This is a genomic window from Shewanella sp. 1CM18E, from assembly GCF_023161665.1.
Lineage (GTDB): Bacteria > Pseudomonadota > Gammaproteobacteria > Enterobacterales > Shewanellaceae > Shewanella.
This window is the reverse complement of sequence record NZ_JALNTW010000008.1, coordinates 195109-221184: the sequence shown is the minus strand read 5'-3', so window position 1 is coordinate 221184 and position 26076 is coordinate 195109. Positions and strand designations below refer to the sequence as shown.

Below are 26076 nucleotides of genomic sequence, written 5' to 3'. Positions count from 1 at the left end.
CGTGATCACCGCTGACCCCGTAATTTTTGGACTCATTGCACTGTTACTCGGTGCGATATTTTATACCAGCAAGTTAAAGCAGCCGTTTTGGCAAAAGCTGTATCGATTTATGCCTGTGATGGTGATGTGCTATTTTTTGCCGTCACTGTTCAATGCCACAGGTTTAATCGATCCAACTGATAGCCAACTTGCAGCTATCTCTTCGCGTTATCTCATGCCCGCTTGTCTCTGTTTATTGATTATTAGCGTCGATTTAAAGGCAATTCTTCAGCTTGGTCCTAAACTGATTATTCTGTTTCTTGTCGGCGGCGTTGGCGTGATTTTAGGCGGCCCTATAGTGTTATATGGCTTTGCGGCACTGGCACCAGACTCAATCGCTTGGTCTGGCAGTGATGCGGCATGGCGTGGAATGGCAACGCTCGCTGGAAACTGGGTCGGTGGCACAGCGAATCAGTTAGCAATGAAAGAAGTATTTGCCGTAGGCGATGACATCTTTTCGATAATGATCACCGTGAATGTGGTGTTCTCTGCTATTTGGATGTCGTTTTTACTCTTTTGCGCTAAACATGCAGCTGTGATTGATAATAAGCTTGGGGCCAACACAAGCGGTCTTGTGGTGTTGCAGCAGTCCGCAGCAACACTTGAAAAACACGTTAAACGGACGCCGCAGTTAACAGACTTAATGCTGATTTTTGCTGTGGGCTTTGGTGTTATGGGGCTTGGGCATGGCGGTGCAGATTTACTGGTACCATTTTTTCAGCGTGAATATCCAGAGCTGGCAAAATTTAGTTTAACTTCTGAATTCTTTTGGATTGTGATTATAGTGACATGCGTGAGCGTGTTGCTGTCATACACTAAAGTACGTCACTTAGAAGATGTTGGGGCTTCAAATGTGGCATCGGTAATGTTGTACTTTTTGATCGCCATTATGGGATTACAAATGGATATTACTGCTATCGCTGATTTTCCGATTTACTTCATTATTGGTTTTTTATGGCTGCTTGTTCATGCGCTTTTGGTTATCGTTATCGGCTTAATTACACGCTCTCCTGTTGCTTATATGGCTATTGCCAGTCAATGTAATTTAGGCGGCGCAGCATCATCTCCAGTGGTTGCTATTGCCTTTCATAAAGGCTTTGCGCCGGTAGCTGTACTCTTGTCAGTATTAGGTTACGCTCTAGCAACCTATATGGCTTGGATCTGCGGTGAGTTACTGCGCCTTGTCACCCCTAGCTGAGTCTTTTAGCCTACTAATTTAGTGGGCTTCTTTATTTAACTTCACTTATTAGCGCATCACTACAGATACGCTTTTAGCTTATTCATTTTAGTGATAGCGAGTATCAACTAACTCCCAGATTTTATGGTTAATAAAGTGCATACTAATGCCTCTTTAGATTCAAGGTTTAGTGTTGGAATAGTTGATGACTTGGATATTTTTTACTTTTCTTGCAGCCTTTATGCAGGCTTGGCGCAATGCATTTCAAAGTCAGCTCAGTAAAGATGTCAATATTGCTGGTGTGACGCTAGCGCGCTTTATTTGGGCTACGCCGATAGCGATGGCTTATTTAGCAGGACTATATATTTGGCAGCCTGTCGGTTTACCTTTTATTACTCTCAAATTTAGTGCCTATGTGCTGGGCGCATCGGCAATGCAAATACTGGCAACAGCCTTAATGGTAAAACTGTTTAAAATGAAAAACTTTGCCGTGGGGGCTGGGCTTGCCAAGAGTGAAGCCTTGGTTGCAGCGATTTTAGGTGTGGTATTTTTTGGCACAGATCTGTCACTTTTAGGTTGGCTAGGCGTACTTATAGGTGGTATCGCGGTATTTATGCTGAGCAGTAAAGGCGGTATTAAACAGCTTTCATTTGCAACCGTCTTACTTGGACTTGCGTGCGGAGCCGCATTTGCGCTGACTTCTTTGTGGGTTCGAGAGGCAAGTTTAAATCTCGACTTACCTTTTCCCCATCGTGCGGCTTGGGTGCTGCTATTTGTGATTGCGATACAAACCACTGTTCTGCTGATTTACTCAACACTTGTTGATAAAAATACCCTTGAGGGCTTAATGCAAAGGCCCAAACTGACGTTATTGACCAGTGCTACAAGTTGTATTGGTTCAATTGGTTGGTTTAGTGCTATGTCGTTACAAGCTGTGCCTTATGTGAAAACACTCGGCCAAGTTGAGGTGTTCTTTACCTTACTTATCGCAATGTTATGGCTAAAAGATAAGGTAAAGATTAAGGATATGCTGGCACTAATTTTAATTGCTGTTGCTGCAATATTGGTGATGTGGAGCTAATGGTATTTTGTCATTACTCGCTTATTTAATAAGATAGATATTTGCGCGCAAAGCACACCTAGAGTAGCACCAGCAAGTAGATCCCCTAGAAAATGATAGTTTTGCCCTAGTTGCCCAGCAATTGCTCCCAACATAGCCGCTAACCAAAGTGGGTAAAGCTTGGGCAAGCGCCACCAGAAAACACTAACAAGCGCAAAGGTAAACAGCGCGTGACCTGATGGAAACGAGTTATAGGCTGCGCCTGCCATGAAAGGGTGAAATGCTTCAACACCGTGGGTTATCCAAGATGGGTTTCCGCCACTGTCCAAATGCAGCCAGGTTTCTGGCCAAGTTCTGCCAAATATCCATTTAGCGCCAAGTCTTACAATGGTGGCACTTATTAAAGTGAAGATGAGCGCTAAAGCAAAATGCGCTGTTTTCCTTCGTAACTTAGGTATTATGCAGCTCAGAATAACTAACGCTGATAACACTTCAAATAACAGTGGCATCTGGCTTAAAGGCTTAAACAAAGCACTGGCATCAATGTTGTGATGCATCCAAGTTGAAATTGGGCGATCTAGAAAAAGCACACTGGAAGTAATTAAACAGCAGCAAGCTAAATACAGCCATAAACTTGTTCTACTGGAGATAAATTGTGTTTGCGCTGAGCATTGTTGGGTGCTTTGAGTGGGATTATCAGATGACATGCTTTTAGATCATAAGCGAAGAATTGCTATGATTGTAGTGACCAACACGGTCTGCTTCAAGCAGTGTAGTGACGTATATACTGAGCGTTACAATATGCAGCGCCGTTATCTAAAGAAAAGGTGTAGTCGACTAGCGACAATCGTTTACTTAGGTTTCGCTGCTCGCATTGCAATTGCGATACAAACAGCTGCGCCGCCCCAAGTTATGGTTAATGCTAGAATCATCATAATAATTGCACCGGTACTCATGTATGACTCTCCTTATCTCGCAGGTTATTTAATTGGATCTCTCGAAACTAAGCTAATAAATATGGCGGCAAACAGCATGAATGCAATTAAGCCCCAGCCGAGAAAAATCTGATCAGCGATAGGGTAGTCTTCATAACCATTCCTTAAGGTATTGATCAGATTCTTGATTAAAATGACACTCAACATAATGGGCCCCACAAAGCGTAGGCAAAGATTAAACCATTTACCGACATTGAACTCGCTACATTGGTTGGCATAATTACGTATATCAGCAATTTTGAATAGCCATGTCAGAATTATTAACTCAATAAGGCAGCTTGTTAGCAAGGCAATGTTATTTATAAAGTAATCTACTAAGTCCAATAGCAGTAAACCGCCATTACTTGAAAATGCCATTGAAACCGTAAAACCTGTGCCGCACACAAGTAGCGCGGCTTTTTTACGTGATATTGCAAGTTTATCGATTACGGCCGCAACAACAGCTTCAATAATGGAGATATGCGAGCTAATGCCTGCAACAACTAAAGCCAGAAAGAATAGCGGCCCTAAAATATAGGGCAGCGGCAGTAAGTTAATGGCAGCTGGGATAGTGACAAAAGCAAGCCCTACACCAGATGTCACCACATCGGTTATGGGTTTGGCTTGCTCGGCCGCCATATAGCCAAGCACCGCGAAAATCATGATGCCGCCTAAAATAGAAAAGCCGCAGTTAATTAATACCGTCATAAAAGCATTGTTATTAATATCTGACTTTTCAGGCAGGTAGCTTGAGTAGGCGAGCATAATGGCAAAACCGACACTTAAAGTGAAAAAGATCTGCCCGTATGCGGCAGACCAAACTTTAACATCTAAGATCATGCTGAAATCTGGTCTAAATAGATAATTAAGGCCATCGAGTGCGCCGGGTAGCAACACAATTCTGCCAATTAATAGCAATACCATAATAAATAGCAGTGGCATCATTATTTTACTTGCTCGCTCAATACCGCCTTTAACGCCGCTAAAAACCGCTAACGACGTAATACCCCAAGCAATAGCCATAGGAATCGCGATATGAAATTGCAGAGAACCTAACTTGGTGGGCGAGTTATCACCAAGTTGCAGGTATTCATTGAAGAAGAAGGCATTGGTATCTGTGCCCCAGCTCTGGGTGATTGAAAAGACAAAGTAAGAGATGGCCCAGCCGATAATCGCCACGTAATAGATAGCGATAACGGCCGCGATAAAGACTTGAAACCAGCCGAGCCATTCAAGCTTAAAGCCAAGCGACTCTCCAAGTTTGGCAAACACACGAGGGGCCGCGCCACGATATTTATGCCCTAGGCTAAACTCCATTATCATAAATGGAATGCCTGCGGTTAACATGGCAAATAAGTAGGGGATAAAAAAAGCGCCGCCACCGTTTTCGTACGCCATATACGGAAAACGCCAAATATTACCTAGACCAATCGCCGAACCAACTGCGGCGAGAATAAAACCTGTCCTTGAGTTCCATTGCTCTCTTTGCATGAGCTCTGCCTTTTTTGTCTAACTGCAAAAATGTAAACACAGAACTAATTCTAGTCAGGATTATAAAATACGTCGTATTAGTTTATGAATTATCAACTGTTTCTAGCTTTCATTGATAGCTAACAAAGAGGCATATGCCTAGCCGCTATTGAGTTGTTAGCGGCTAAATCTGCAAGCATTGGGATAGGTAGGAGAGAGCGAGTAATAGCACAATTAGAGGTGAAGACTTACTCGTATTTAGCTTCAATCTGTTTAATTTGCTGCAATAAAGATAGATTAACAGGTACTTCAAGCTGGTGGACAGCCGCTCTTTGCAATACAAAGCCGTTAATGGCATCAATCTCAGTTTTTCTTTGATGTTGTACATCTTGATGCATCGACGAGAAGTTATTCGCCGTTAGCTCAATAACTTGATAAACCCGTTGTAGAAGAAAGTCTAAATCAAGTTCAATTCCGTCATGTTTTGCTACCACTACCAATTCGCTTACAGCATTGGCAATAACTTGTTTGTGTTTGTCTGCAGCTAGCTCACCATTAAGGCAATTGAAAATCGCGGTGAGCGGATTTATGGCAACGTTAACTGCAAGTTTTTGCCACAATAGCGGTAAGATCTCGCTATACCAATCACTTTGAGGAATAGCGCTTAGTAATAACTGTTTTAACTTTACTGGCAGCGGCGGTAATTGCGTGAGTGCTTGGCTACTGCCTAATTGCGTTAAGCCATTGCCCGTTTGCTTTACATGCCATTTGTCTAATTTCAGTGCGCCTTGAGAAGTGGTGCCGAGGCTCAGTCCACGCCCTTTAAGCATTGAGATGACCTCTAAGTGAGGCCCCATTCCGTTGTGTAGTAATAGAATATGCGCGTTAGCTGAGAGCCGCGGTAAAATAGGCTTAAGCGCATCACTGACTTGATAGGCTTTTACACAAACAATCAGCAGATCAATTTGGCTTAGGTGCGTTTGATAGTCTGCTTGGCCGATAAGCGCAGCTTTATGGTTAATGACTTGTCCATCAATAGTTGTAAAACGTAGCGGCTGCACCGATGAGTTCGCATCGCGGCTAATAAAACTTAACCGACTTTGCGATTGCTCTGCTAATTGATGGTAAATCAGTTGTCCAATTGCGCCAGCGCCTAAAATACAGATCTTGGCAAAGGCCGGTTTTTTATAAGATTGTACAGACATTATTAGTTTTCAGAGTCGACAAGTTTAGCTGCTTTAAAATAACGGTTGTAAAGCCAGTTGCTAATGTAAAAGAGTAAAATGCCAACCATATCGGCGACAAAGTCGGCAAATGAAGCGCTGCGATATGAAAGCTGAGATTGCACAATTTCAATAAATACCGCATAGCCAGCTAAGATGATTGCGAGTATATACCACTTAGGTTTAAAGGCGAGGTGGGTTAAATAAGACAACATAAAAAAGCTACCCATATGGCCAATCTTATCCAGGTTAGGGATCCCACTTGGATAGTAGTTTGGCTTAGAGAAAACCAAGTAACTTACTAAGATTAGCGTTAATGCTAGTGCCCACTTAAAAATAGCCTGTCTATTTATCACGTCATCGTCATTTGTGTTATTTGCGTCAATCATAAGAAAACCCATAGCTAAAGTCACCTCTAAGCCGAGATTTCAGACGATTTAGTGGTTTATTTGCTTCAAGTTCAGCAGCGCAATGCGTAAAATACGCCCATAAACATTTTTAAGGATCAAACTTATGCCTTCAATGGATATTGTTTCAGAAGTAAATGAAGTTGAACTGCGTAACGCGGTTGATAATTCAGTTCGTGAATTGAAAGGACGCTTTGATTTCCGTGGCAAAGAAGCCACCATCGAGTACAAAGACCATGTGGTTACCCTTACTGCTGAAGATGATTTTCAGGTTCGTCAGCTAGTTGATATCTTACGTATGCAGATGAGTAAACGTAATGTTGACCCTAAATCAATGGATGTTGATGAGAAAGCAGTTCACAGTGGCAAAACTTTCTCTTTAAAGGTGAAGTTTAAAGAAGGTATTGAAACCTTAGTGGCTAAAAAGCTGGTTAAGCTTATCAAAGACAGTAAGCTGAAAGTGCAATCATCTATCCAAGGCGATTCAGTGCGAGTGACTGGCAAGAAGCGAGACGATTTACAGCAAGTTATGGCATTGGCTCGAGAGTCTGAGTTAGGTCAGCCATTCCAGTTTAATAACTTTAGAGACTAATCTATCTAGGTATTTTGTCTCAGTAAGGGCTGCGTTAGCAGCCCTTGTCATAGGGTTAATCTTTTAGCTTATTTATTTCTTCGCTAACTTCATAACCTTTATCGGTGATGATTTTCTCCAAAACCACCAAGCGATGCTGGATGCTTTTTACCTCATCAATCAGTTTCATTTTATCACTGCTATCGATCTTCGCTTCAAGCTGTTTCATACGGAAGCGGTATTTAAAAAAGTCAGTTCCAAAGATGGCAAAAACAATAATTGCAACGATAATAATTTGTCCGATATCCATATTCTTTCCTTTTACTATTCCAAGTTAGTAGATTGTTAATGTAGCTAAAGCAAATATAAGGCCAATATTAAAATGGCTTAATTTCAAGGTTTTAGATTGTCTTTCGTCAAGGCGAAATGTCTAAAGCCACATAAATTATCGATATTACTCATTTGTTAGTGAGCTAAACCATCGTTAGAAATTACCAAGCTTAGATTAATTTCCGAACTCCTTGGGTTTATCTTGCTTTAGTAATTCATCTTGCTCCTGCTTATTTGACATCGGATTCGGTGCGTATTTTTGCACTAGCATAATCAGCCCAAGTACCGGGAAGCCGATCAAACTTGCTGCGATGAAAAAGCTGACGTAATCATATGCATCAATATAAGCGCCAGAGAATCCGGCAACGAATTTAGGGAACAGCAGCATTATTGATGATAGAAGGGCATATTGAGTGGCACTGTAACCGCTGCTGGTTAAGCTCGACAAATAGGCAATAAACGCCGCGGTGGCAATACCTGCACTAAAATTATCGACTGAAATTGCAAAGGTTAAAAAAGGCACGTTATAGCCAATCATGGCTTGGTAGGCGAATAATAAGTTGGTTATCGCGACAAGCAGGGCGCCAAGAAAGAGTATTTTCATGGTGCCGTAGCGGGCGATTAATAAGCCTCCAGCGCCTGCTCCAACGAGTGTCATAATCAAGCCGTAGATTTTACTTAATGTGGCGATTTCAGTTTTTGAAAAGCCCATATCTACGTAAAACACGTTAGCCATAATCCCCATTACTATGTCGGAAATTCGATAACAAGAGATCAGCAGCAAAATAAGGATTGCACTGCGGCCATAGCGTTTAAAGAAATCAATAAATGGCAGTACGCTGGCGGTATAAAGCCAAGATAGACTGGCGGCAATAAATTTTGGATATTTAGCGGCAAATTTATTTTTAAGTGCAGCTTCTTTTTCATCTGCATCTTTTGTTTCAACAGCGGGTTCGCTGCTAAATAATGTCGTTAAAATACCTATCAGCATTAACCCCGCCATAGCGATATAGGCAGTTTGCCAAGAAACTAAGCTGTAAGCTTCGCTATCAGGCTCAATCCAAGCGGCAATGGTGAGCGCACCAGCGGTGGCTACAATCATAGCGCTACGATAACCCACTTGATATGCGGCGGCGAGCGCGGCCTGCATTTTTATCGGCGCGGATTCAATTCGAAAAGCATCGATAACAATATCTTGGGTCGCTGAGGCAAAGGCAACCATTAAGGCAAATAGCGCGAGTCTTTCAAGATCAACCAGCGGATCGCTTTGGCTCATACCTAGTATGGCAATCACCAACAGTAACTGAGCGAACATCATCCAGCCACGGCGCCGTCCTAACAGCCGAGTAAATATAGGCAGTGACATGCGATCAACTAAGGGGGACCATGCCCACTTAAAACCATAAGCCAGTGCTATCCAGCTAAAGTAACCAATCGCTGTACGGTCAACGCCTGCCTCCCTAAGCCAAAAGGATAAGGTTGAGAATACCAACATTAATGGCAGGCCAGCAGAAAAGCCGAGTAGCAATAAGATGAGGACCCGTTTGTGACAATAGATGGATGCGGCGTCTTTAAAACGCGAAAAGAAAGAATGCACGGAGGCGGTTCACCTAAGTTTAACACTGAGTCATTCTAGCTTACGTAGGACAGTGGTAGGGTTCAAGATAATATTCAGTGCTGTGCCGAGTATGGTGCTTTTTATTGCAACGACCTATTGATGACAGCGGCTAATAATATAGAAAGATAGGCAGCTCTTAACCGTAATAATAAGAGATTACCAAATTTTCTAATAAAAGTTTTCCAATAAAAAGCCCAAACCATAATTGGTTCGGGCTTTGGTTGAGTATTCAATACTCAGGTGTAAACAATGGTATGGTTGCTAAGGTCTGATCCCTATACAGCCTTGAGGAATTTGACCTCCGAGACTTAAATAGTCACAGCAGTCGTCAATTTGCTTTCGCAAAAATTGATTTCCTCTAATCGCCCATGAAGGCCATTTATCAAAGGCATGTAGTAAGTGCCAAAACACTCGTTCCATATCTGTTTGCGCATCACCCTGATGATTGTACATCTGCCATTCTTCAAGGGTGTCCCATAGATACATCTGGATTTCATTGAAGTCGAGTTGATCACTCAAAAATGCTTTTCCATAGAAAGCCAGCTGGGGCGCCTTACCATCAATGAACTCATCCGCTGTCATTGAGCCGCCTCCTTAATTTTACCAAACAAGTATAGGCATATAATGACAGCGGGTGCTCGAAATATTTCGTTTTAATCGCACTTTTGTTGCAAAATCGTTAATTCTTAACTGGTTATTAAAAGCCTATTAATTGAACCTTAAGTATTCTAGAGCTTGCTTGAAAGTCACTCTTAATCTCGAGGTAGTAAGGTTGCTTTCTTTAGTACTATGTCTGTAACAGGAAAGTCTGGCCATTCTATTTTGGTATTAAACTCTGTTGGTACTAATGACATTGCTTGGAGCACTTCCATACCAGAGGTGACTTCACCAAAGACCGTGTAACCCCAACGACGAGAAGACGGATCTAATTTCTCATTGTCTACCACGTTGAAATAAAACTGGCTAGTGGCTGTATGTGGCTCGCCTTCACGTGCCATGGCAATAGTGCCTGTGAGATTTGATAAACCGTTGCCCGACTCGTTGACAATAGGTTCTGCTGTTGGTCTTTCTTCTTTGTTTAAGTCTAAGCCGCCACCTTGAACGACAAAGTCGGCAATAACGCGGTGAAATAGCGTATTGTCATAGTGGCCTTTAACCACATAAGTTAGAAAGTTATCAACGGTTATTGGCGCGCGGGTTCTATCAAGTTCCACTACGATTTTCCCCATACTGGTATCTAACTCAACTTGCGGGTAAAGCGTGTTGGGTTGGATATCGACGGCATAACTGAGCTGACTTGCAAGTAATAAGCAAATAGGTGCCAGCGCTTTTAAAATCCAAGATTTCATATTATTCCCTTATATTTACGTAAGCGGCCTGATTATTGTTGAATGAACTGGTTTAGCTCAGGATCGTTAATAATGTCGCGAGTCAATTCACCAATAAGTTTATTCATCTCAAGCTCAAGGGTCGCAAAATCTGCTCCAAGAGGGCCTTTTAATAATCCCTTGGCACGATAGCGTTTGGTCAGCTCTTGATTAGCGTTTTTGGCTATGACGTTAATAATCACTTGGCTATTAGCTTCAAAACCGAAAGTGCTTTCATCTACGTCAGTGAGTAATTGTTCTAGCTGAATTTGCATATGGTTTACGGCGCTTGGATCGATGCGATAACCGGCTTGAGTAAAGCCTTGTCTAAATACTTGATCCATCTGTACTCTTGGCGCTTCAGTTGGACTGACTAGGCGTGCAGCTTTATCTCCATCATTAAAGCGGACAATAAAGTTGGCAGAACGAGTATCTATTGTCTCTAGTGCTACAGGAAGTTCGGTTTCTGTTTGCACAGTAATCGCTGGAACCTCAGGATTTAATGCTATGTGAGATGGACCTTGGCTAGCGCAACCAACCAGAGTTAAAGCGGTTGTCAGTATTAAAAGTAAAGATTTCATTATTATCATAAATTAGCAAAAAATTGATGGCCTCAGCATACCAGAACAGGGAGGGGATTCCAGCGTTAGCGTTTTATTTTCAGCCCTAAACCACCTACTTCAGTAGGTGGTGATCATCAATTAGGCTTTGCCTGAAGTATGTTCAATGGCATTGCGGAGTAAGGCAATGTTTAACGACTTATAAGCACGCCGACATTTTTGAAAGAAAAGGGTCCATGGAGGCGAGCTTAGCATCCATGCGATACACGGCTTATAAGTTCATTTAAACATAGCTGATTAACTCAAGTGATACGTGAGCTTTGCTAATAGTGCGGTACAAGCTTCTAAATCAGGGCCACAAATGTTCCTTACATTTGTTGGCATTTCCACCAAATCCATGGCGGTCAGTGATTTAGTAGAGCCTATAGGGATATATTTACGGCGTCTTGTAAACGCACGGTTGGAAAGCTCCCTTTTAGGGAATTCGCTTCATAAGGGCTAGCAAAGCCACCTTCTTTAGAAGGTGGGTCTTTTACTATTAGCATGATTGTTGGCGAGTTAAGGCCTGTTATGAGTGACTTCAGTTGAAGTTAAGACCAACAGGTTAGGCTATGGCGTCTATTAGTGACTATAGAGTGTAGCGATGAAATTGAGAGTGCTGTTAGTCGTCATGGCGACGGTAGTATGTCTACCTGCTCAAGCGGAGCATGTTGTTGGTGGTTCAATTGGTTTAGGTTTGCAAGATTTCGAGTCATTTGATGGTGAAGAACTTGGCGTCAGCGATGGCATAAACACTGAATTATTTTATCGCTATATGGTATCTAAGCATTTAGGCTTGGAAGTGGCAACGTATGCTGGCACTGGTGGTGTGCTCAATACCTTAACCGGCGGGCTATTTGATGTTAAAGACATGCGTTATACCGGCGTAAGAGGCTCGGTGTATGGGCAGGTGCATGTATCAGAATCTAACAAGTTATTTGCTAAAGTCGGTGTCAGTCAGTCACATTTAAAATATAAGCTGAATAATATATGGGATCAGCAGCCTTCCCGGGATGTCTCTAGTCATGGCTCAGATTTATTTGTTGCCCTAGGGTGGGGCATGGACTTTAAATCAGGGCTTGGTGTGACTGCTGAGTATCAATATTTACCCATTCAAGAAATGACGGTTAATAGTTTTTCGGTAGGTGTTAATTACCGCTTTTGAGTGGCGTGCTCTTAAAGTTGTAGTGGCATAGGTATCGCTGCTAATTTACATGTTAGCAACAAAATTGTGTTCTAGCGCTTTTAACCTGCTTCCGTTCCAGTTAGAGTAAAAGGTCAAATAAGCTTCAGAGACCTAAGACTTATGCTAGCGAATGCTGCTCATTGGGCGCCAAAAACACTCACAAGTTCTGCAGCGCCACTGCGATTAATTGATGATGTAGGTCAGCCGGTGTTTGGCCACTTCGATGGCCCAGTATCTGAGCTTGGTATCGAACACTTTAACTACTTCAACGAGATGGATAAGCCTGCATCGCGCTTGGCTAAGCATTTCGACTATAAGCAATTTCAATTTGTTAGCATAGTGACTCCCCATTACGTGATTGGCGTTGCCTTAGCGGATATTCGCTATGTTGGTAGTGCTTTTTGCTATCTGTATGGCATTAAAACTAACCGGCTTGTTGAAAGTAATTGGCTTAAACCTTTGGGTTTGGGTTATCAAATGTCTGATTCTCCTATGCAAGGCAATGCGAATATCAAAGGTGCAAAAGGCACAGTTGAGTTTGAGATTGAGCAGGGACGTTGGCACTTAAGGTTGAACACATTAGGTATAGAGGCGGATTTAACGCTACAGCCTGATGTGTTGAGTTTGCCTATGGCAATGTGTAACCCAACCGGTTATAGCGGCTGGACATACACCCAGAAACATAATGCCTTGAAGGTTACTGGTAGCTTAATGATTCATCATGAGCCGCAGCCTTTGCAGCGTGCCATAGCGGGTTATGACTTCAGCGCGGGTTATATGCGCCGTGAAACCAGTTGGCGTTGGGCAAGTATTAACAGTTTAACTGAGTGCGGTAGTTTAGGGCTTAATTTAGCGGCAGGAGTCAATGAAACCGGCTGTAATGAGAATGTGTTTTGGATTGATGGTGAACGACACTTGCTGGGGCCTGTGCATTTTAAATTTCAGCGGCAAACCACTGATCGAACTGACAACATGGGGTTATGGCAGATCTATACCGATAATGGTCAGTTAGCGCTAAGTTTTAAGCCTAAAAACTGTCGTCAAGAGAAGCTTAACTTAGGCTTGTTAAAGAGTAACTTTAGGCAGTATATCGGCTATTTCGACGGTTACATTATTGATAACTTCGGTCAAAAGCATCTGTTGGATAATGTATTGGGGCTAACTGAGGATCACTTTGCTCGCTGGTAAGTTCGCGACCAAGTCATTGAAAGCCGCTAGTTAGATAATCGCCTCGCGATGATAATGTCAGTCAGTTGCTAAGCAGTAATCGCAAATGGTTGCTACTCGAAAACAGCATGGAACAAGGATAATAAAAGATGGATTTTAATTCACTGATTGCTCACCCTGAGGTGCTGTTACTTGTTCTAGCGCCCGTATTTTTTATCTGTATTTTGCTTGAATGGTATGTGGGTGATAGGCAAAACAAACTGCCAGTTAACGCCCGTTATCACCTGCCCGAAGTGCTGTGTAATTTTGGCTTGGCAGCCATGCATCAGTTAACCGATATCCTCACTGGTTTATTAATTGCAAAATTGTATTTGATGTTTTTTGGTTGGCGTTTATTTGATATTGAAATGAATGTCGGAAGCTTTATTGCGCTAATGGTCGCACAAGATTTTTGTTATTACTGGTTTCATCGAGCCAGCCATCGTATACGCTGGATGTGGGCGGCGCACGTTGCACATCATAGCTCTGAGAATATGAATTTTAGTACTGCCTTTCGTCAAAGCTTAATGTATCCCTTAGCTGGCATGTGGCTATTCTGGTTACCTTTAGTGATTATAGGTTTTGACCCGAATTGGGTGGTCTTTGTGGTGCTATTAAACCTTGGATTGCAGTTTTTTGTGCACACCCAAGCGGTTAAATCGTTGGGAATACTAGAGTGGATTATTAATACGCCGTCACACCATAGGGTGCATCATGGGCGTAATCCACAGTACATAGATAAAAACTATGCCGGCATTTTAATTATTTGGGATCGCCTATTTGGCACCTTTGAAAAAGAAGTTGAAACTGTCCAGTATGGCATTACTAAGCCGATTAATAGCTTTAACCCGCTGGTGGTCACGTTTACTGAGTGGCGTGATATGTTGGCAGAATGCTTTGCAGCTAATCGGACCTTATCCCAGCGTTTAAGTGCGTTGTTTGCTCCGCCAAAAACTCAAAAACCAGAGATCCCGTCACAAGTTGAGTTAACCCACTCTCAGGTAATAAAAGATAAATCTTAAGTTATCGGCGAATGGGGGGGACAAAAGTGGATAGGTTTTCTGGTTTAGTGGTCAGCTATCTATCGCTATTTAATTACCGTAGGATTCACGCTGAACAATCGCGCTAATGCAAGGAACGGATGTGCAACAAGTATATTATGGACAAGGTTTTAAGATTTGTTGTCGGCAGCGCACGGTTTATTTTGCTGAACATATTGTAGAAGTTCGCCCTAAAACCTTGGCCTTGATCACCCACTTAATTGAGTCCGATACGGAGATTTGTCCTAAAGCAGAATTGCTAGAAACGATTTGGGACGATGTGCAGTGCGATGAGCAAGTGTTATTTCAAACCATTAGTGAGATCAGGCGAATTTTTTCGCCGCATAAAGTGGTTCAGACCTTTCCAAGAAAAGGTTATAGCTGGTGCGCGCCAGTATCGAAACAAGACCCTAGTATAGAGGTTACAACTGTAGACCCTGAAGTATGTACAGATAAACTCAAGCCCAGCTCTCACAAGGTCGTTTTTTGGGCATCTTCGGTTTCCTTAGTGTTCATCATTGCTGGCTTACTTGCCATTTTTTCGTTCAACCGCTCCGCCTCGGTTATAGATGAAGGAACGGTTATTATTCTACCCGTGAATAATAATGTGATTGGCCGCGACCATGCTTGGGTGCCTTTAGGTGCCATGGATCAGCTTATTGGTAATTTAAATCATCGTGGCAAGGTCATGAGTACTGAGTATGTCTTGCCCTTAATAACCAAGTTACCCGCTAATTCAGCTGAAATGTCAGTAGATGTTGATTACATTTTTAAACGAACAGGTGCGAGTTTAGTGGTAGAAACTGAGCTCAATGGTCATGTTCGAGACTACCAATTGGCTTATCGTCTTTATGCTAAACAGGGCGATAGTGCTGGAGTGGTTTTTAGCACCACAGTTGATGATGCTTTGTTGCAGCTGGCTGAAATTATCAATCAGCACATTGGAGATAAGGCGGTAAACATTAAGACAGATTTTCAAAGCGAGTTAAAAAATGAATTGGTATATCAGGCGATAGATTTATATAAACAGAGCAAGTTTGCATCTGCGATCCAGATGCTCGAAAGCACATTATCGTTGGAGCCTGAAAATCATAGAGTACGCTTATTGTTGGCTCAATGGCTTATTCAAGCTGGCGAGACGAATGTGGGTAGGATTCAATTACTGCATACGATTGATAATACCCCCGATTTATCAATAGCGTATTTAGGACGGTACTACTATTGGTTAGCCATGTGTTTTGCTGCAGATGATGGGACCGATGGCCTTAAAGCAATTGTTGGTTCAATTGAGTACAGCGAGCAAGAGAATGACTTTTTATATTTAGGTTACGCCTATCAGCTAAAAGCTCAGTTATATAATGACCAAGGGCAACTGACTTTAGCTGAAGAGTCATTGTTACAAGCGCTGAGCTACCATCAAATGATTTACTGCCCTATGGGAGTCAGTACCGTCAAACTGTTGTTATCTGAGCTTTACTTGCAACAAGGACGGGAGCAGCTTTCATCAACCTATTTAGACGCTGCTAAGTTACAGATCAGTTTGCATGAGTTGCCACTAGCTTTAGCTGTTGATAAATAATGTATTTTATAAAATTTTAGAAAGTTTTGGTGGCGGTAAGGATGACGAGAGTCAACAGTGAGTCATCACTTCTCAACTTAATAATTTTATGTTTGGTTCATGGTTTAACTTTCGCGCTCTAATTAGTCTCATTATTCTTGCTAGCATCATTATCATGCTAGGTTCTTCGATATTTATGTTTGTTAAAAGCCATTACGCTCCCGTGGCCACTTTGCATACTATGGTGGGTTTTTGCTTATTATTTGCGGCGCTATGGCATCTGAAAAATAACTTTAGCCCGTTAAAAGGTTACTTAAGGTTACGGTTCTGGGGCAAAGAGTCGCGTTATAAACTGACATTGCCTTTAGCGTTTTTATCAGTTGGCTTACTTGCTGGGTTATCTTGGTTTGGTATAGCCCCAGTGCAACAGTTTTATCAATGGGGTATGACCTTAAGATCGAGTGATTTAGGTTTCGAAAACCAAGAACTACGCTATCTATTAGTTGATAAAGCACTTCGAGATCCATCGGCGCAGCAATTATCGGTTGAGTTTAAAGCCGGTCCCGCCTTTCATTGGCCGCAATATGCTATTTGGTTAGAAACATTGGATGGCGAGTTTGTGCAGCCTGTTTATGTGACGCAAAAACTGGCTGAGAATAACTTTGCTAATCGGGTGTCGACGCGAGATAAAGATACCGTGTTTACCGACAATCCTTTTGAACGCCCAGGCTTTACGATGGAGCAAGCATTTGAGCTAGTGGTAGAGCCAGAGACTCGTTCAGATAGATTCCGCTCAGAGTCTCTGCCGGTGTTTTTACATCAGCTTGCGGGCAAAGATAATCAAGCTGCTAACTCACCAAATATAAGTAGCAAGATAAGTCGCTTAGTTGATGGCTATTCGGGTCCGACAATGATGAATAACTTTATTTATAAATCGGGTATTGAGCAAAAGCTGAGTGGCGCCTATAAACTGCGGCTTGAAGTTAATCAGTCGTTTGATTTTAACCAGTATTATTCTAGCGATCGCTTTCCTGATGATGCTATTTACTCTGGTAGCGGCTACTCAGCGCAGCCCTCAGTAATTTATGAAGCTGAAATTAACTTTGATAAGCCCAATAAGCTATTTGTTATGGAACTTATTGGTCGCGGTCATCACTCAGGTCAAGATGGCAAGGTGCATGTAGATCTATCGGGGATGACATCTGCGCTGCAACTCGTTGATAGGGTATTGGTCGAGGTTAACACTAGCAGTTAAGGTGACTTTGGCTGGTTCATAGTTAATAAAAAGGTGAGCATAATGCTCACCTTAATTATTTAAACAGCTAGAGAATAAGATTATGACTTAGGCGCACCATAAAGCGCGCTTTGAGGGTGCGGCTCATCACTTGTTTGGGTTGCAAGATCTGCTTCGGTATCAAAAGCATCAATATCTTGTGCCTTTTTACTGATCTTCTGCGCCTGCAGAATAACGAACTTGCCGTTAGAAGCAACCGTGGTACAGTTTTTAAAAATGCGCTGCAGCTTTACGTGGTAAGCCAAATGACGATTACCAACAACATGCAAAATGCCGCCGTTTTTCAAACGTCTAAAGGCATCTAAAAACATCTGCCAAGCAATATGGTCTGTAATCGCTTCACCTTGATGAAAGGGAGGGTTACACAACACAAGATCTGGACGGAAGCCTTCGCTCATATTGGTTAAACAGTCATCCCAGCCAAACGTCGCCTGTTCACCAACCAGTGCTGTATTATCTAACTTATTAAGTGCCCAGTTCTCTCTTGCAGAAGCAACGGCCATTTCAGAGTCATCTATAAAGTGAATATAAGCCTCTGGGAACACTTGCTTAGCATGTAAGCCTAAAATGCCGTTGCCACAACCTAAGTCGACGATTGATTTAAAGTCACCTTTTGGCATGTTATCGAGCATGATACGCGCACCAATATCAAGTTTATTGGCGGCAAATACGTTACTTAGGTTGCTGATCTGTAGCTTAAACTCTGGCACTGACCAAGTGGTGGCTTTTGGCAAGGTGCGGGCTTTACCATCACTTACACAAGTAATAACTCGGGTTTTCTTCCAAGTCAGGCTAGCGCTAGCAGGGCCAAGGTTTTGGCTAATGGTTTCTAATAACGATTTATTGATCGACTTTGCTTTGGCACCGATTAGCACTTGAGTGCCTGCTGGCAGTACTTGTGACAGTCTACTTAGCTGGTGGCCAAAGTAATTAAGATTTTTAGGTAGCTTCATTAACACTAACTCAAGCCCTTGTGGTAACTCATCACGGCTGTTAACCCAAGTAATGGTGTTAGCAGCTAACTGATTACGCTCAAGGTTCTGGTTTGTGCCTAATAAGCTAGTCTTAGCGTCAGTTTCTAACGTTAACGGCCAGCTAGGTTCGATAGACAGTAGCCCGGCCGTCAATGCGCCGAAGCTGTCATTGATGATGGCAGTATTTAACGCCGTTTGCTCTGTATCAATAAGGTGTTTTATAAGGTGCTCATCGGCAGCGTCCCACGCCTGCAGATTGGATTCTTGTCTGCTAGGGTAACGGAAAAGTTCGAGCTCAATACCCGATACAGAAAATTGTGTAGTCATATGCCAATAAGTACCAAATAAATTAGGGCGCATATTATCGCAGATTTATGATCTCAGGTATATGATGTCTATGACGGACTTTTTCAACTCTGTAAGTGACTCTATTGCAATAGAGCAAAAGCTAGAGGCAAAGATGAAGCAAGGTGACTTTGATTTTGAGCAGCTTGGGAATGCACAAAGTGAGACTGGTGAAAATACGGCAGTCTGCTCCAATGTTAAAGCTAATGATAGTATTAGCGGCAAAGCAGTAACTGAGATAGCACCAGCTGCAACAGATTCTGTAAAGGCTAAACATTTGCAAGCAACTGAGCTATCGGCTCCATATACCCTTATTAAAGGCTACCTCAATCGTGCTCAGCAAGTCGCTCTGCTTAAAGAAGTTGAAGACTACCCGCTTACTCGCCCTGAAGTCTTTGTTTTCGGAAAGCATCATCCTATTCCGCGCAGCCAAGTGTGGTTTGGGGATAAAGGTTGTGATTACTTTTATTCGGGTTTATTTATTGAAGCGCAACCTTGGCCTTATTACGCACAAAAGCTGCGGCTTAAACTGGAGCGCGAATTTGGTTTACAAACCAATGGTGCGTTAGTCAATCGCTACGCTGATGGCCACGAGTCTATGGGCTGGCATAGTGATGATGAAAAAGAGATCCAGGCGGGTACAGATATTGCGTCGGTGACATTGGGCGCTAGCCGTGACTTTTTCATTCGCCATAAACAAACATTGCAAAAAGAGTGCGTGAACTTAGAGAGCGGAGATTTACTGATTATGCATTGGCCGATGCAGAGCGATTGGGAGCATTCTTTACCTAAGCGTTTAAAAGTGGATAAACCAAGGATCAATTTTACCTTTAGATGTTTAATACCTAACTACCATAAGCTGAAGTAGGTTCTGGAATTTATCCATTGTTGTAATACGGGGAGCTTAAGTTTAGCGCTTGCATAATAGTCTGGGGTGTTTATGTAAGCTCAAGGCTACCTTCAGGCTCAAGGCTATCTTTATGCTCAAGGCTGCTAGCAAGTTGACCTTTAAAGGCGTTAGCAGTACTCTGCCGCAATCGCATTTATGCCTTATTCGAGAACATCGTTATGTCAGTAGCACAGATCATTACCGAAAAACTCACCGCGGCTTTGTCTCCATCGCACCTAGAAGTGATTAACGAAAGCCATAATCATCACGTACCGCCAAACTCAGAAACTCATTTTAAAGTGATTATCACCAGTAGTGACTTTGAAGGTAAGCGCCTTATTGGTCGTCATCGTGCAGTAAATGAAGCTTTAGCTGAAGAATTTGCTCAAGGCTTACATGCATTATCAATGCACACTTACACGCCTGAAGAGTGGGCTGAAGAGACAAACGTACCGGATTCGCCTAAGTGTAAAGGCTAATTTAGCCACGCCAACCTCAATGAATAAATGAAAGCCATAGCAATTTGCTGTGGCTTTTTTGTATGTGAATTTTGAGCTTAAGCAAATGCCCCTGTCATCTTGCTGGAACAATATGTAGTTGTAATAGGTTTAACTTTGGCGATGGCTACTCGCTTTATATCTACCCATGGTTTGGCTGCTGTTTAAGCGTAAATGTTATCAAACCGATTCTCATGAAAAAACTTTGTGATAGTTATTGTTGACTACAGCTCTAGGCTGGGTAAGTATCATTTGCTATAAAAATAGCCTTATTGTCATCGAGGCAATATCGCAAATAACAATAGGTTCACGGGCTAGACGCTTTGTGAGTGTATATAACTTAGGTGAATTTGGAGAAATACCATGCCGTTATTAGATAGTTTTACCGTTGACCATACTCGCATGAATGCGCCAGCAGTACGTGTTGCAAAATCGATGGCGACACCTAAGGGCGATACAATCACTGTGTTTGATCTACGTTTTTGTGTGCCAAATAAAGATATTTTGAGTGAGCGCGGCATACACACGTTAGAGCATCTTTTTGCTGGTTTTATGCGTGATCACCTAAATGGCGGTGATGTTGAAATTATTGATATCTCACCAATGGGTTGTCGTACCGGTTTTTACATGAGTCTCATTGGTACGCCGAGTGAATCAGTAGTCGCAGATTCATGGTTAGCAGCAATGCAAGATGTATTGAAAGTTGCAGCGCAATCAGAGATCCCTGAACTAAACGAGTATCAGTGCGGAACGTATGAGATGCATTCATTGGATCAAGCCAAAGATATTGCCCGCAATATTATTGCCGCAGGTATCAACGTTAACCGTAATGATGACCTCAGCCTAAGCGATGAGATTTTAAAAGGTCTCTAATGAGATAAAGCGTTAGATGAATGTCTAAAATATACGAAAAAGCAGCTTAGGCTGCTTTTTTTGTGTCCGTTGCTCAATTATCCGATAAAACTAATCGTGGTTTGAACCTAAGCTGTAGCCATTGCCGGCTCAGAACACTCTTTATGTAGAGGCTTCATGTTTAAGTTAAATGCGCAATCTGGATTCAATTTTTAGGTTTTTGCCAAACGAGCATAGCTGCATATTGTTAACAATATGCATTCAGTTATTCGCTTATTTAGCTTTTATGCATGCTTTTTGTCCTGAATTGCTGCTATTCGATTTTGCGATATGTGACCCATTTTGCAGGGGTAAAACATAGCTTGAGGAACATTTTGTTTGTCTAAATGGCTAGGTGATGTAGATCTCAAAAGCTTAATTAAGCACCACTTAGACAAAAGTGTAAATTTTATTATTAACAATAACTATAACAGTGTTATGAAAGCGTAAAAGTTAATTAACTTCTTTAAATGTATGGAGAATGTGGCCTGTAGCTATATTAATTGATTCTTAATATCTTCGCATATTTAGGATGTTTGTTATAAAAATGGCTTCAAGCTTTTAAAACAGACACAATTTTCATGGCGAGTCGGTGATATTTGGGGTAAAATGCGCGCGACCAGCGTGATTTTGATCGCATTTTGGCGATAAATTAGCGCTAGCTCAACACGAATTAGAGGTTTGTTTAAAACTTGTGTGTTTAGCAGGAACGCGGCGCATTGTCTTTCCTTCATAACGTAGTGCTTGTGGATATGATTACAATAAAGAAAGGATTGGACCTGCCTATTGCAGGTGGGCCAGAGCAAGTTATCCATGATGGTAATACCATCAAACATGTAGCTATTTTGGGTGAAGAGTATATTGGCTTACGTCCTACCATGAAAATTAAGGTGGGAGATAAAGTTAAAAAAGGTCAGGTTCTTTTTGAAGATAAGAAAAACCTTGGCGTGATATACACAGCTTCAGCAAGTGGCACAATTTCCGAAGTTAACCGGGGCGCTCAGCGTGTTCTGCAGTCTGTTGTTATAGAAGTGGAAGGAGATGACAGTATCTCTTTTGCTAAATATGACGCCACTGCTATCGACACGCTAGAGTCACAGCAAGTACGTGACAACCTGATCCAATCAGGCTTGTGGACTGCTTTGCGTACGCGTCCTTTCAGTAAAGTACCAGGGGTTGATACAACTGCAGCTGGTATTTTCGTCACCGCTATTGATACTCAACCATTGGCAGCAGATCCTGTTGTCGTGATTGCAGAGCATAAAGCTGACTTTGAAAATGGTTTAAAACTACTTTCAAAGTTAACTGAAGGTAAGGTTTACCTTTGTAAAGCACCAGGCGCTGATATTCCTGCGGCTAACGCTCAGGTTGAAGAATTTGCTGGTCTGCATCCTGCTGGATTGCCAGGCACACACATTCACAACCTATTACCAGCTTCTGCAACGAGAACTGTTTGGCACATCAACTACCAAGACGTAATTGCGTTTGGTCAGTTGTTTACAACCGGTGAGATTAACGCTCAACGTGTTGTCGCTATTGGCGGCCCTAAGGCTGTTAAGCCTCGTTTAGTTCGCACGCAATTAGGCGCTTCTATGGCACAACTAGTTGAAGGCGAAGTCTCTGACGGTACTGTTCGTTCTATCTCAGGCTCTGTTTTAAACGGCCGCAATGCGATGGGACCTCATGCTTACCTTGGTCGTTACCATAGCCAAGTTAGCTTGCTAGAAGAAGGCACAGAAAAAGAACTATTTGGTTGGGCAATGCCTGGTGCAAACAAGTTCTCTATTACTCGTGCATTCCTTGGGCACCTTTCATCTTCTCGTCTATTTAACATGACAACGAGTACTGGTGGTAGTGACCGTGCAATGGTGCCAATTGGTAACTATGAGCGCGTGATGCCGCTAGATATTCTGCCAACTATGTTACTTCGTGATCTGGTTTCAGGTGATTACGACGGCGCAGCCACATTAGGTGCGCTTGAGCTAGATGAAGAAGACTTGGCACTGTGTACTTTCGTATGTCCTGGTAAATATGACTACGCGTCATATCTACGTGACTGCTTAGATACGATTCTGAGGGAAGGCTAATGGGCTTAAAACAGTTTTTCGAAAATATTGAACCGCAATTTGAAAAAGGCGGTAAATATGAGAAGTTTTATGCACTTTTTGAAGCTGCATATACTGTCTTTTATACGCCAGGTTATGTGAACAAGGGTCGTACCCATGTTCGTGATAACTTGGACCTAAAGCGTATGATGATTACGGTTTGGGCATGTACATTCCCGGCAATGTTTTTGGGTATGTTCAACGTCGGCCTACAAGCACAAGATGCTTTAGCTGCTGGCTTTGCAGCTCCTGACACTTGGCAGGTAGCACTTTTCGGTATGTTTGGTACTGAATTGACTGCAGATTCGGGGGTTGCCGCATTAATGTGGTATGGCGCCTGTTGGTTCTTACCCATATATGCTGTGACATTCGCTGTCGGTGGTATTTGGGAAGTGCTATTTGCATCAGTACGTGGACATGAAGTTAACGAAGGTTTCTTTGTTACCTCAATCCTTTTCGCATTAACACTGCCAGCAACAATTCCTCTATGGATGGTTGCACTAGGTATTACCTTCGGTGTTGTTGTTGCGAAAGAGATCTTTGGTGGTACTGGCCGTAACTTCCTAAACCCTGCACTGGCTGGTCGTGCATTTCTATTCTTCGCTTACCCGCTAAATATGTCAGGCGACACCACTTGGGTTGTTGCAGACGGCTACTCTGGTGCTACTGCACTGAGCCAAGCGGCACAAGGCACACTAGAATACGGTTTAACTCAAGACTGGTGGAATGCATTCTTCGGTTTCATTCCAGGTTCAGTTGGTGAAGTGTCTACCTTAGCTATCTTAATTGGTGGCGCGGTTATCATCTACACGCGTATCGCATCATGGCGCATCGTAAGTGGTGTAATGGTCGGTATGATTGCCGTTTCTTACCTACTTAACTTTATCGGTAGTGATACTAACCCGATGTTTGCTATGCCTTGGTATTGGCACCTTGTTTTAGGTGGCTTTGCGTTCGGTATGATGTTTATGGCGACAGACCCTGTATCAGCGTCTTTCACTAATAATGCAAAATGGGCTTACGGTATTCTTATCGGTGCTATGGCAGTATTCATTCGCGTTATCAACCCTGCGTTCCCTGAAGGCATGATGTTGGCTATCTTATTCGCGAATCTATTTGCTCCATTATTTGACCATTTCGTGGTTCAGTCGAATATTAAGCGGAGGATTGCACGTGGCTAGTAATAAAGACTCTTTCGGAAGAACACTGTTTGTTGTTGTTGGTTTGTGTTTCATCTGCTCAATGTTTGTATCAACAGCGGCAGTATTGTTGAAACCAACTCAGCAAGAAAACAAACTTCTTGATAAGCAAAAGTACATTCTAGAAGCTGCTGGTCTTATCAACCCTCGCGAAGGAAAAGTTGAAAAGTCTACAATTTTGTCAACATACGATAAGTATGTAGAAGCTAAGCTTGTTGACTTAAAAACCGGTGAGTTTGTTGAAGGTGATGCAAATACTTTTGATACAGAAAAAGCAGCACGTACTCCAGCTACATCGTTTGTGCCAAAAAACGACATCGCATCAGTTAAACGCGTAGCTAATGAAGCTGTTGTTTACCTAGTGCATGATGACAATAAGCAGCTACAAACAGTGATTATTCCTGTTAAAGGTTACGGCTTATGGTCAACGATGTTTGCTTTCCTAGCGGTTGAGCCAGACTTGAATACGATTCGTAGTTTGGTTTACTACAGCTTCACTGGCTCAGGTGAAACACCTGGTCTAGGTGGTGAAGTTCAAAACCCACAGTGGATCGCTAAGTGGACTGGTAAGAAGCTATATAACGACAAGGGTGAGCTTGCGATTAGCGTAACCAAAAACCCTGCTGTAGCAGCTTCTCCATACGGTGTAGATGCATTGTCTGGTGCAACGCTTACTGGTAACGGTGTACAAAACTCACTTGAATTTTGGTTGGGTGAAGAAGGTTTTGCACGCTTTATCGAAAAGGCTCGCAATGGAGGGCTTAGCTAATGGCTGATGCTAAAGAACTAAAATCGGTTCTCATAGGACCTATTGTCAGCAATAACCCAATTGCTCTACAGATTTTGGGTGTATGTAGTGCCTTGGCTGTAACCAGTAAAATGGAAACCGCTTTGGTAATGACAATCGCACTTACCGCTGTATGTGCTTTGTCTAACCTATTTATCTCGCTGATCCGTAACCACATTCCAAGCAGTGTACGTATTATCGTGCAGATGACGATTATTGCGTCGCTAGTAATCGTGGTAGACCAAGTACTGCAAGCTTACGCTTACGATGTTGCTAAGCAGCTGTCTGTATTCGTTGGTTTGATTATTACTAACTGTATCGTAATGGGCCGTGCTGAGGCTTATGCGATGAAGACTCCTCCTATGATGAGCTTCATGGATGGTATTGGTAACGGCTTAGGTTACGGTGCAATCTTGTTATCAGTTGGCTTCGTACGTGAATTATTCGGTAATGGTTCACTATTTGGCATTGAAATCTTAAGCAAGATTTCAGACGGTGGCTGGTATCAGCCTAATGGCCTATTGCTGCTTCCTCCTAGTGCGTTCTTCCTGATCGGTGCATTGATCTGGATTATTCGTGTGATGAAGCCTGAGCAAGTTGAAGCGAAAGGATAAGCATAATGGAACATTATATTAGTCTATTAATCCGTTCTGTTTTCATTGAAAACATGGCGCTATCCTTTTTCCTTGGTATGTGTACTTTCCTTGCGGTATCTAAGAAAGTAAAAACAGCCATGGGTCTAGGTGTTGCAGTTATCGTTGTACTGGCAATTTCAGTACCGGTTAACCAAATCATCTATCAAGGCATTCTTGCTCCAGGCGCATTGGCTTGGGCAGGCGTTCCAGATGCTGACTTGAGCTTCTTGAAGTTCATTACCTTTATCGGTGTGATTGCAGCTTTGGTTCAAATCCTTGAAATGACACTGGATAAGTATTTCCCACCACTTTATAACGCGTTGGGGATCTTCCTACCACTTATCACTGTAAACTGCGCAATTTTCGGTGCGGTATCTTTCATGGTTGAGCGTGATTACAACCTAGGTGAAAGTTTAGTGTTTGGTATTGGTTCTGGTATCGGTTGGGCCTTAGCACTTGTGCTACTTGCTGGTATCCGTGAGAAGTTAAAATATGCTGATGTTCCTGATGGGCTTCGCGGCTTAGGTATTACCTTTGTTACCGCTGGTTTGATGGCTCTAGGTTTCATGTCGTTCTCAGGTGTGTCTCTGTAAAGAGGCACCACAACGACGTCTTAATTTGAACCTTTAAGGATA

General features: G+C 42.5%; 27 protein-coding genes. 16 read left to right on the top strand and 11 right to left on the bottom strand.

The genetic code is table 11. From position 1 onward, the window contains the following. Window position 1: 1 nt before the first annotated feature. Together MSG37_RS12810 and MSG37_RS12805 are read left to right on the top strand one after the other, a co-directional pair. Window positions 2–1237, top strand: coding sequence for a DUF819 family protein (locus MSG37_RS12810; protein ID WP_248471045.1), 1236 nt, complete (start codon window positions 2–4; stop codon window positions 1235–1237). A 184-nt stretch (window positions 1238–1421) separates the two neighbouring features. Next, on the top strand, window positions 1422–2297 hold the full coding sequence (locus MSG37_RS12805; RefSeq protein WP_248471044.1) for a DMT family transporter: 876 nt from the start codon (window positions 1422–1424) through the stop codon (window positions 2295–2297). Here MSG37_RS12805 and MSG37_RS12800 read toward each other — a convergent pair. From MSG37_RS12800 to MSG37_RS12780, 5 genes are all read right to left on the bottom strand, one after another. Continuing rightward, window positions 2294–2983 (bottom strand): phosphatase PAP2 family protein, encoded by a 690-nt coding sequence (locus tag MSG37_RS12800; RefSeq protein WP_248471043.1) that lies wholly within the window; start codon window positions 2981–2983, stop codon window positions 2294–2296. The genes MSG37_RS12805 and MSG37_RS12800 overlap by 4 nt on opposite strands. Window positions 2984–3127: 144 nt before the next feature. Next, window positions 3128–3232: a methionine/alanine import family NSS transporter small subunit gene (locus tag MSG37_RS12795; RefSeq protein WP_248471042.1), complete on the bottom strand. Its 105-nt coding sequence runs from the start codon at window positions 3230–3232 to the stop codon at window positions 3128–3130. 24 nt (window positions 3233–3256) lie between these two features. Next, the gene (locus MSG37_RS12790) at window positions 3257–4741 is read right to left on the bottom strand and encodes a sodium-dependent transporter (protein WP_248471041.1); all 1485 of its coding nucleotides are present in this window, start codon (window positions 4739–4741) and stop codon (window positions 3257–3259) included. Window positions 4742–4968: 227 nt separating this feature from the next. Further along, window positions 4969–5925, bottom strand: a complete 957-nt coding sequence (locus tag MSG37_RS12785) for a 2-dehydropantoate 2-reductase (RefSeq protein ID WP_248471040.1) — start codon at window positions 5923–5925, stop codon at window positions 4969–4971. A gap of 2 nt (window positions 5926–5927) precedes the next feature. Continuing rightward, a complete protein-coding gene (locus MSG37_RS12780) occupies window positions 5928–6299 on the bottom strand; it encodes a VanZ family protein (RefSeq protein ID WP_248471064.1) in 372 nt (123 codons plus the stop codon). A gap of 157 nt (window positions 6300–6456) precedes the next feature. Here MSG37_RS12780 and MSG37_RS12775 point away from each other — a divergent pair, with 157 nt between their 5' ends. Continuing rightward, window positions 6457–6942: a YajQ family cyclic di-GMP-binding protein gene (locus MSG37_RS12775; protein WP_248471039.1), complete on the top strand. Its 486-nt coding sequence runs from the start codon at window positions 6457–6459 to the stop codon at window positions 6940–6942. Window positions 6943–6997: 55 nt separating this feature from the next. Here the strand turns inward: MSG37_RS12775 and MSG37_RS12770 are convergent, their stop codons facing one another. The 5 genes from MSG37_RS12770 to MSG37_RS12750 form a co-directional block, all read right to left on the bottom strand. Beyond that, window positions 6998–7231: a hypothetical protein gene (locus tag MSG37_RS12770; protein WP_037411325.1), complete on the bottom strand. Its 234-nt coding sequence runs from the start codon at window positions 7229–7231 to the stop codon at window positions 6998–7000. A gap of 195 nt (window positions 7232–7426) precedes the next feature. Next, window positions 7427–8848 (bottom strand): MFS transporter, encoded by a 1422-nt coding sequence (locus MSG37_RS12765; RefSeq protein WP_248471038.1) that lies wholly within the window; start codon window positions 8846–8848, stop codon window positions 7427–7429. Between the two features lie 282 nt (window positions 8849–9130). Further along, window positions 9131–9451, bottom strand: coding sequence for a hypothetical protein (locus MSG37_RS12760; RefSeq protein WP_248471037.1), 321 nt, complete (start codon window positions 9449–9451; stop codon window positions 9131–9133). Window positions 9452–9621: 170 nt separating this feature from the next. Beyond that, entirely contained in the window at window positions 9622–10218 is a 597-nt protein-coding gene (locus MSG37_RS12755) for a peptidylprolyl isomerase (RefSeq protein ID WP_248471036.1), read from the bottom strand. 32 nt (window positions 10219–10250) lie between these two features. Continuing rightward, window positions 10251–10817 (bottom strand): YajG family lipoprotein, encoded by a 567-nt coding sequence (locus MSG37_RS12750; RefSeq protein ID WP_248471035.1) that lies wholly within the window; start codon window positions 10815–10817, stop codon window positions 10251–10253. 622 nt (window positions 10818–11439) lie between these two features. Between MSG37_RS12750 and MSG37_RS12745 the strand changes: the two genes are divergently transcribed. The 5 genes from MSG37_RS12745 to MSG37_RS12725 all read left to right on the top strand — a co-directional run bounded on the left by MSG37_RS12745 (window position 11440) and on the right by MSG37_RS12725 (window position 17080). Then, window positions 11440–12000: a porin family protein gene (locus MSG37_RS12745; RefSeq protein WP_248471034.1), complete on the top strand. Its 561-nt coding sequence runs from the start codon at window positions 11440–11442 to the stop codon at window positions 11998–12000. Between the two features lie 141 nt (window positions 12001–12141). Continuing rightward, a complete protein-coding gene (locus MSG37_RS12740; protein ID WP_248471033.1) occupies window positions 12142–13209 on the top strand; it encodes a DUF2804 domain-containing protein in 1068 nt (355 codons plus the stop codon). Between the two features lie 128 nt (window positions 13210–13337). Beyond that, window positions 13338–14249, top strand: a complete 912-nt coding sequence (locus tag MSG37_RS12735) for a sterol desaturase family protein (RefSeq protein WP_248471032.1) — start codon at window positions 13338–13340, stop codon at window positions 14247–14249. A gap of 121 nt (window positions 14250–14370) precedes the next feature. After that, window positions 14371–15846, top strand: a complete 1476-nt coding sequence (locus MSG37_RS12730; RefSeq protein ID WP_248471031.1) for a tetratricopeptide repeat protein — start codon at window positions 14371–14373, stop codon at window positions 15844–15846. A gap of 175 nt (window positions 15847–16021) precedes the next feature. Further along, window positions 16022–17080: a hypothetical protein gene (locus tag MSG37_RS12725; protein ID WP_248471030.1), complete on the top strand. Its 1059-nt coding sequence runs from the start codon at window positions 16022–16024 to the stop codon at window positions 17078–17080. An 80-nt stretch (window positions 17081–17160) separates the two neighbouring features. On the opposite strand, the gene MSG37_RS12720 is transcribed toward MSG37_RS12725, so the two are convergent. Next, window positions 17161–18420, bottom strand: a complete 1260-nt coding sequence (locus MSG37_RS12720) for a methyltransferase (protein ID WP_248471029.1) — start codon at window positions 18418–18420, stop codon at window positions 17161–17163. Between the two features lie 295 nt (window positions 18421–18715). Here MSG37_RS12720 and MSG37_RS12715 point away from each other — a divergent pair, with 295 nt between their 5' ends. From MSG37_RS12715 to nqrE, 8 genes are all read left to right on the top strand, one after another. Beyond that, the gene (locus MSG37_RS12715) at window positions 18716–19306 is read left to right on the top strand and encodes an alpha-ketoglutarate-dependent dioxygenase AlkB (protein ID WP_248471063.1); all 591 of its coding nucleotides are present in this window, start codon (window positions 18716–18718) and stop codon (window positions 19304–19306) included. Window positions 19307–19506: 200 nt separating this feature from the next. Continuing rightward, window positions 19507–19806, top strand: a complete 300-nt coding sequence (locus MSG37_RS12710; protein WP_248471028.1) for a BolA family protein — start codon at window positions 19507–19509, stop codon at window positions 19804–19806. A gap of 381 nt (window positions 19807–20187) precedes the next feature. Then, window positions 20188–20697: an S-ribosylhomocysteine lyase gene (gene luxS / locus MSG37_RS12705; RefSeq protein WP_248471027.1), complete on the top strand. Its 510-nt coding sequence runs from the start codon at window positions 20188–20190 to the stop codon at window positions 20695–20697. A 770-nt stretch (window positions 20698–21467) separates the two neighbouring features. Beyond that, the gene (locus MSG37_RS12700) at window positions 21468–22802 is read left to right on the top strand and encodes a Na(+)-translocating NADH-quinone reductase subunit A (RefSeq protein WP_248471026.1); all 1335 of its coding nucleotides are present in this window, start codon (window positions 21468–21470) and stop codon (window positions 22800–22802) included. Beyond that, window positions 22802–24001 carry an NADH:ubiquinone reductase (Na(+)-transporting) subunit B gene (locus MSG37_RS12695; protein WP_248471025.1) on the top strand — a complete coding sequence of 400 codons (1200 nt, stop codon included), beginning with the start codon at window positions 22802–22804 and terminating at the stop codon, window positions 23999–24001. The genes MSG37_RS12700 and MSG37_RS12695 overlap by 1 nt, the downstream gene beginning before the upstream one ends. Continuing rightward, window positions 23994–24788 carry a Na(+)-translocating NADH-quinone reductase subunit C gene (locus tag MSG37_RS12690; protein WP_248471024.1) on the top strand — a complete coding sequence of 265 codons (795 nt, stop codon included), beginning with the start codon at window positions 23994–23996 and terminating at the stop codon, window positions 24786–24788. Before MSG37_RS12695 ends, MSG37_RS12690 begins: the two co-directional genes overlap by 8 nt. Beyond that, complete coding sequence (locus MSG37_RS12685) at window positions 24788–25420, top strand: NADH:ubiquinone reductase (Na(+)-transporting) subunit D (protein WP_028769180.1); 633 nt, start codon at window positions 24788–24790, stop codon at window positions 25418–25420. The genes MSG37_RS12690 and MSG37_RS12685 overlap by 1 nt, the downstream gene beginning before the upstream one ends. A 5-nt stretch (window positions 25421–25425) precedes the next feature. Next, the gene (gene nqrE / locus MSG37_RS12680) at window positions 25426–26034 is read left to right on the top strand and encodes an NADH:ubiquinone reductase (Na(+)-transporting) subunit E (RefSeq protein ID WP_220780036.1); all 609 of its coding nucleotides are present in this window, start codon (window positions 25426–25428) and stop codon (window positions 26032–26034) included. Window positions 26035–26076: the final 42 nt, after the last annotated feature.

Excerpts from the sequence above, each read along its gene's own strand:
- MSG37_RS12805 (WP_248471044.1), top strand. The coding sequence starts at position 1,422 with ATGACTTGGATATTTTTTACTTTTCTTGCAGCCTTTATGCAGGCTTGG.
- MSG37_RS12800 (WP_248471043.1), bottom strand. The coding sequence starts at position 2,983 with ATGTCATCTGATAATCCCACTCAAAGCACCCAACAATGCTCAGCGCAA.
- MSG37_RS12795 (WP_248471042.1), bottom strand. The coding sequence starts at position 3,232 with ATGAGTACCGGTGCAATTATTATGATGATTCTAGCATTAACCATAACT.
- MSG37_RS12790 (WP_248471041.1), bottom strand. The coding sequence starts at position 4,741 with ATGCAAAGAGAGCAATGGAACTCAAGGACAGGTTTTATTCTCGCCGCA.
- MSG37_RS12785 (WP_248471040.1), bottom strand. The coding sequence starts at position 5,925 with ATGTCTGTACAATCTTATAAAAAACCGGCCTTTGCCAAGATCTGTATT.
- MSG37_RS12775 (WP_248471039.1), top strand. The coding sequence starts at position 6,457 with ATGCCTTCAATGGATATTGTTTCAGAAGTAAATGAAGTTGAACTGCGT.
- MSG37_RS12770 (WP_037411325.1), bottom strand. The coding sequence starts at position 7,231 with ATGGATATCGGACAAATTATTATCGTTGCAATTATTGTTTTTGCCATC.
- MSG37_RS12760 (WP_248471037.1), bottom strand. The coding sequence starts at position 9,451 with ATGACAGCGGATGAGTTCATTGATGGTAAGGCGCCCCAGCTGGCTTTC.
- MSG37_RS12755 (WP_248471036.1), bottom strand. The coding sequence starts at position 10,218 with ATGAAATCTTGGATTTTAAAAGCGCTGGCACCTATTTGCTTATTACTT.
- MSG37_RS12750 (WP_248471035.1), bottom strand. The coding sequence starts at position 10,817 with ATGAAATCTTTACTTTTAATACTGACAACCGCTTTAACTCTGGTTGGT.
- MSG37_RS12745 (WP_248471034.1), top strand. The coding sequence starts at position 11,440 with ATGAAATTGAGAGTGCTGTTAGTCGTCATGGCGACGGTAGTATGTCTA.
- MSG37_RS12740 (WP_248471033.1), top strand. The coding sequence starts at position 12,142 with ATGCTAGCGAATGCTGCTCATTGGGCGCCAAAAACACTCACAAGTTCT.
- MSG37_RS12735 (WP_248471032.1), top strand. The coding sequence starts at position 13,338 with ATGGATTTTAATTCACTGATTGCTCACCCTGAGGTGCTGTTACTTGTT.
- MSG37_RS12725 (WP_248471030.1), top strand. The coding sequence starts at position 16,022 with ATGTTTGTTAAAAGCCATTACGCTCCCGTGGCCACTTTGCATACTATG.
- MSG37_RS12720 (WP_248471029.1), bottom strand. The coding sequence starts at position 18,420 with ATGACTACACAATTTTCTGTATCGGGTATTGAGCTCGAACTTTTCCGT.
- MSG37_RS12710 (WP_248471028.1), top strand. The coding sequence starts at position 19,507 with ATGTCAGTAGCACAGATCATTACCGAAAAACTCACCGCGGCTTTGTCT.
- luxS (WP_248471027.1), top strand. The coding sequence starts at position 20,188 with ATGCCGTTATTAGATAGTTTTACCGTTGACCATACTCGCATGAATGCG.
- MSG37_RS12700 (WP_248471026.1), top strand. The coding sequence starts at position 21,468 with ATGATTACAATAAAGAAAGGATTGGACCTGCCTATTGCAGGTGGGCCA.
- MSG37_RS12695 (WP_248471025.1), top strand. The coding sequence starts at position 22,802 with ATGGGCTTAAAACAGTTTTTCGAAAATATTGAACCGCAATTTGAAAAA.
- MSG37_RS12685 (WP_028769180.1), top strand. The coding sequence starts at position 24,788 with ATGGCTGATGCTAAAGAACTAAAATCGGTTCTCATAGGACCTATTGTC.
- nqrE (WP_220780036.1), top strand. The coding sequence starts at position 25,426 with ATGGAACATTATATTAGTCTATTAATCCGTTCTGTTTTCATTGAAAAC.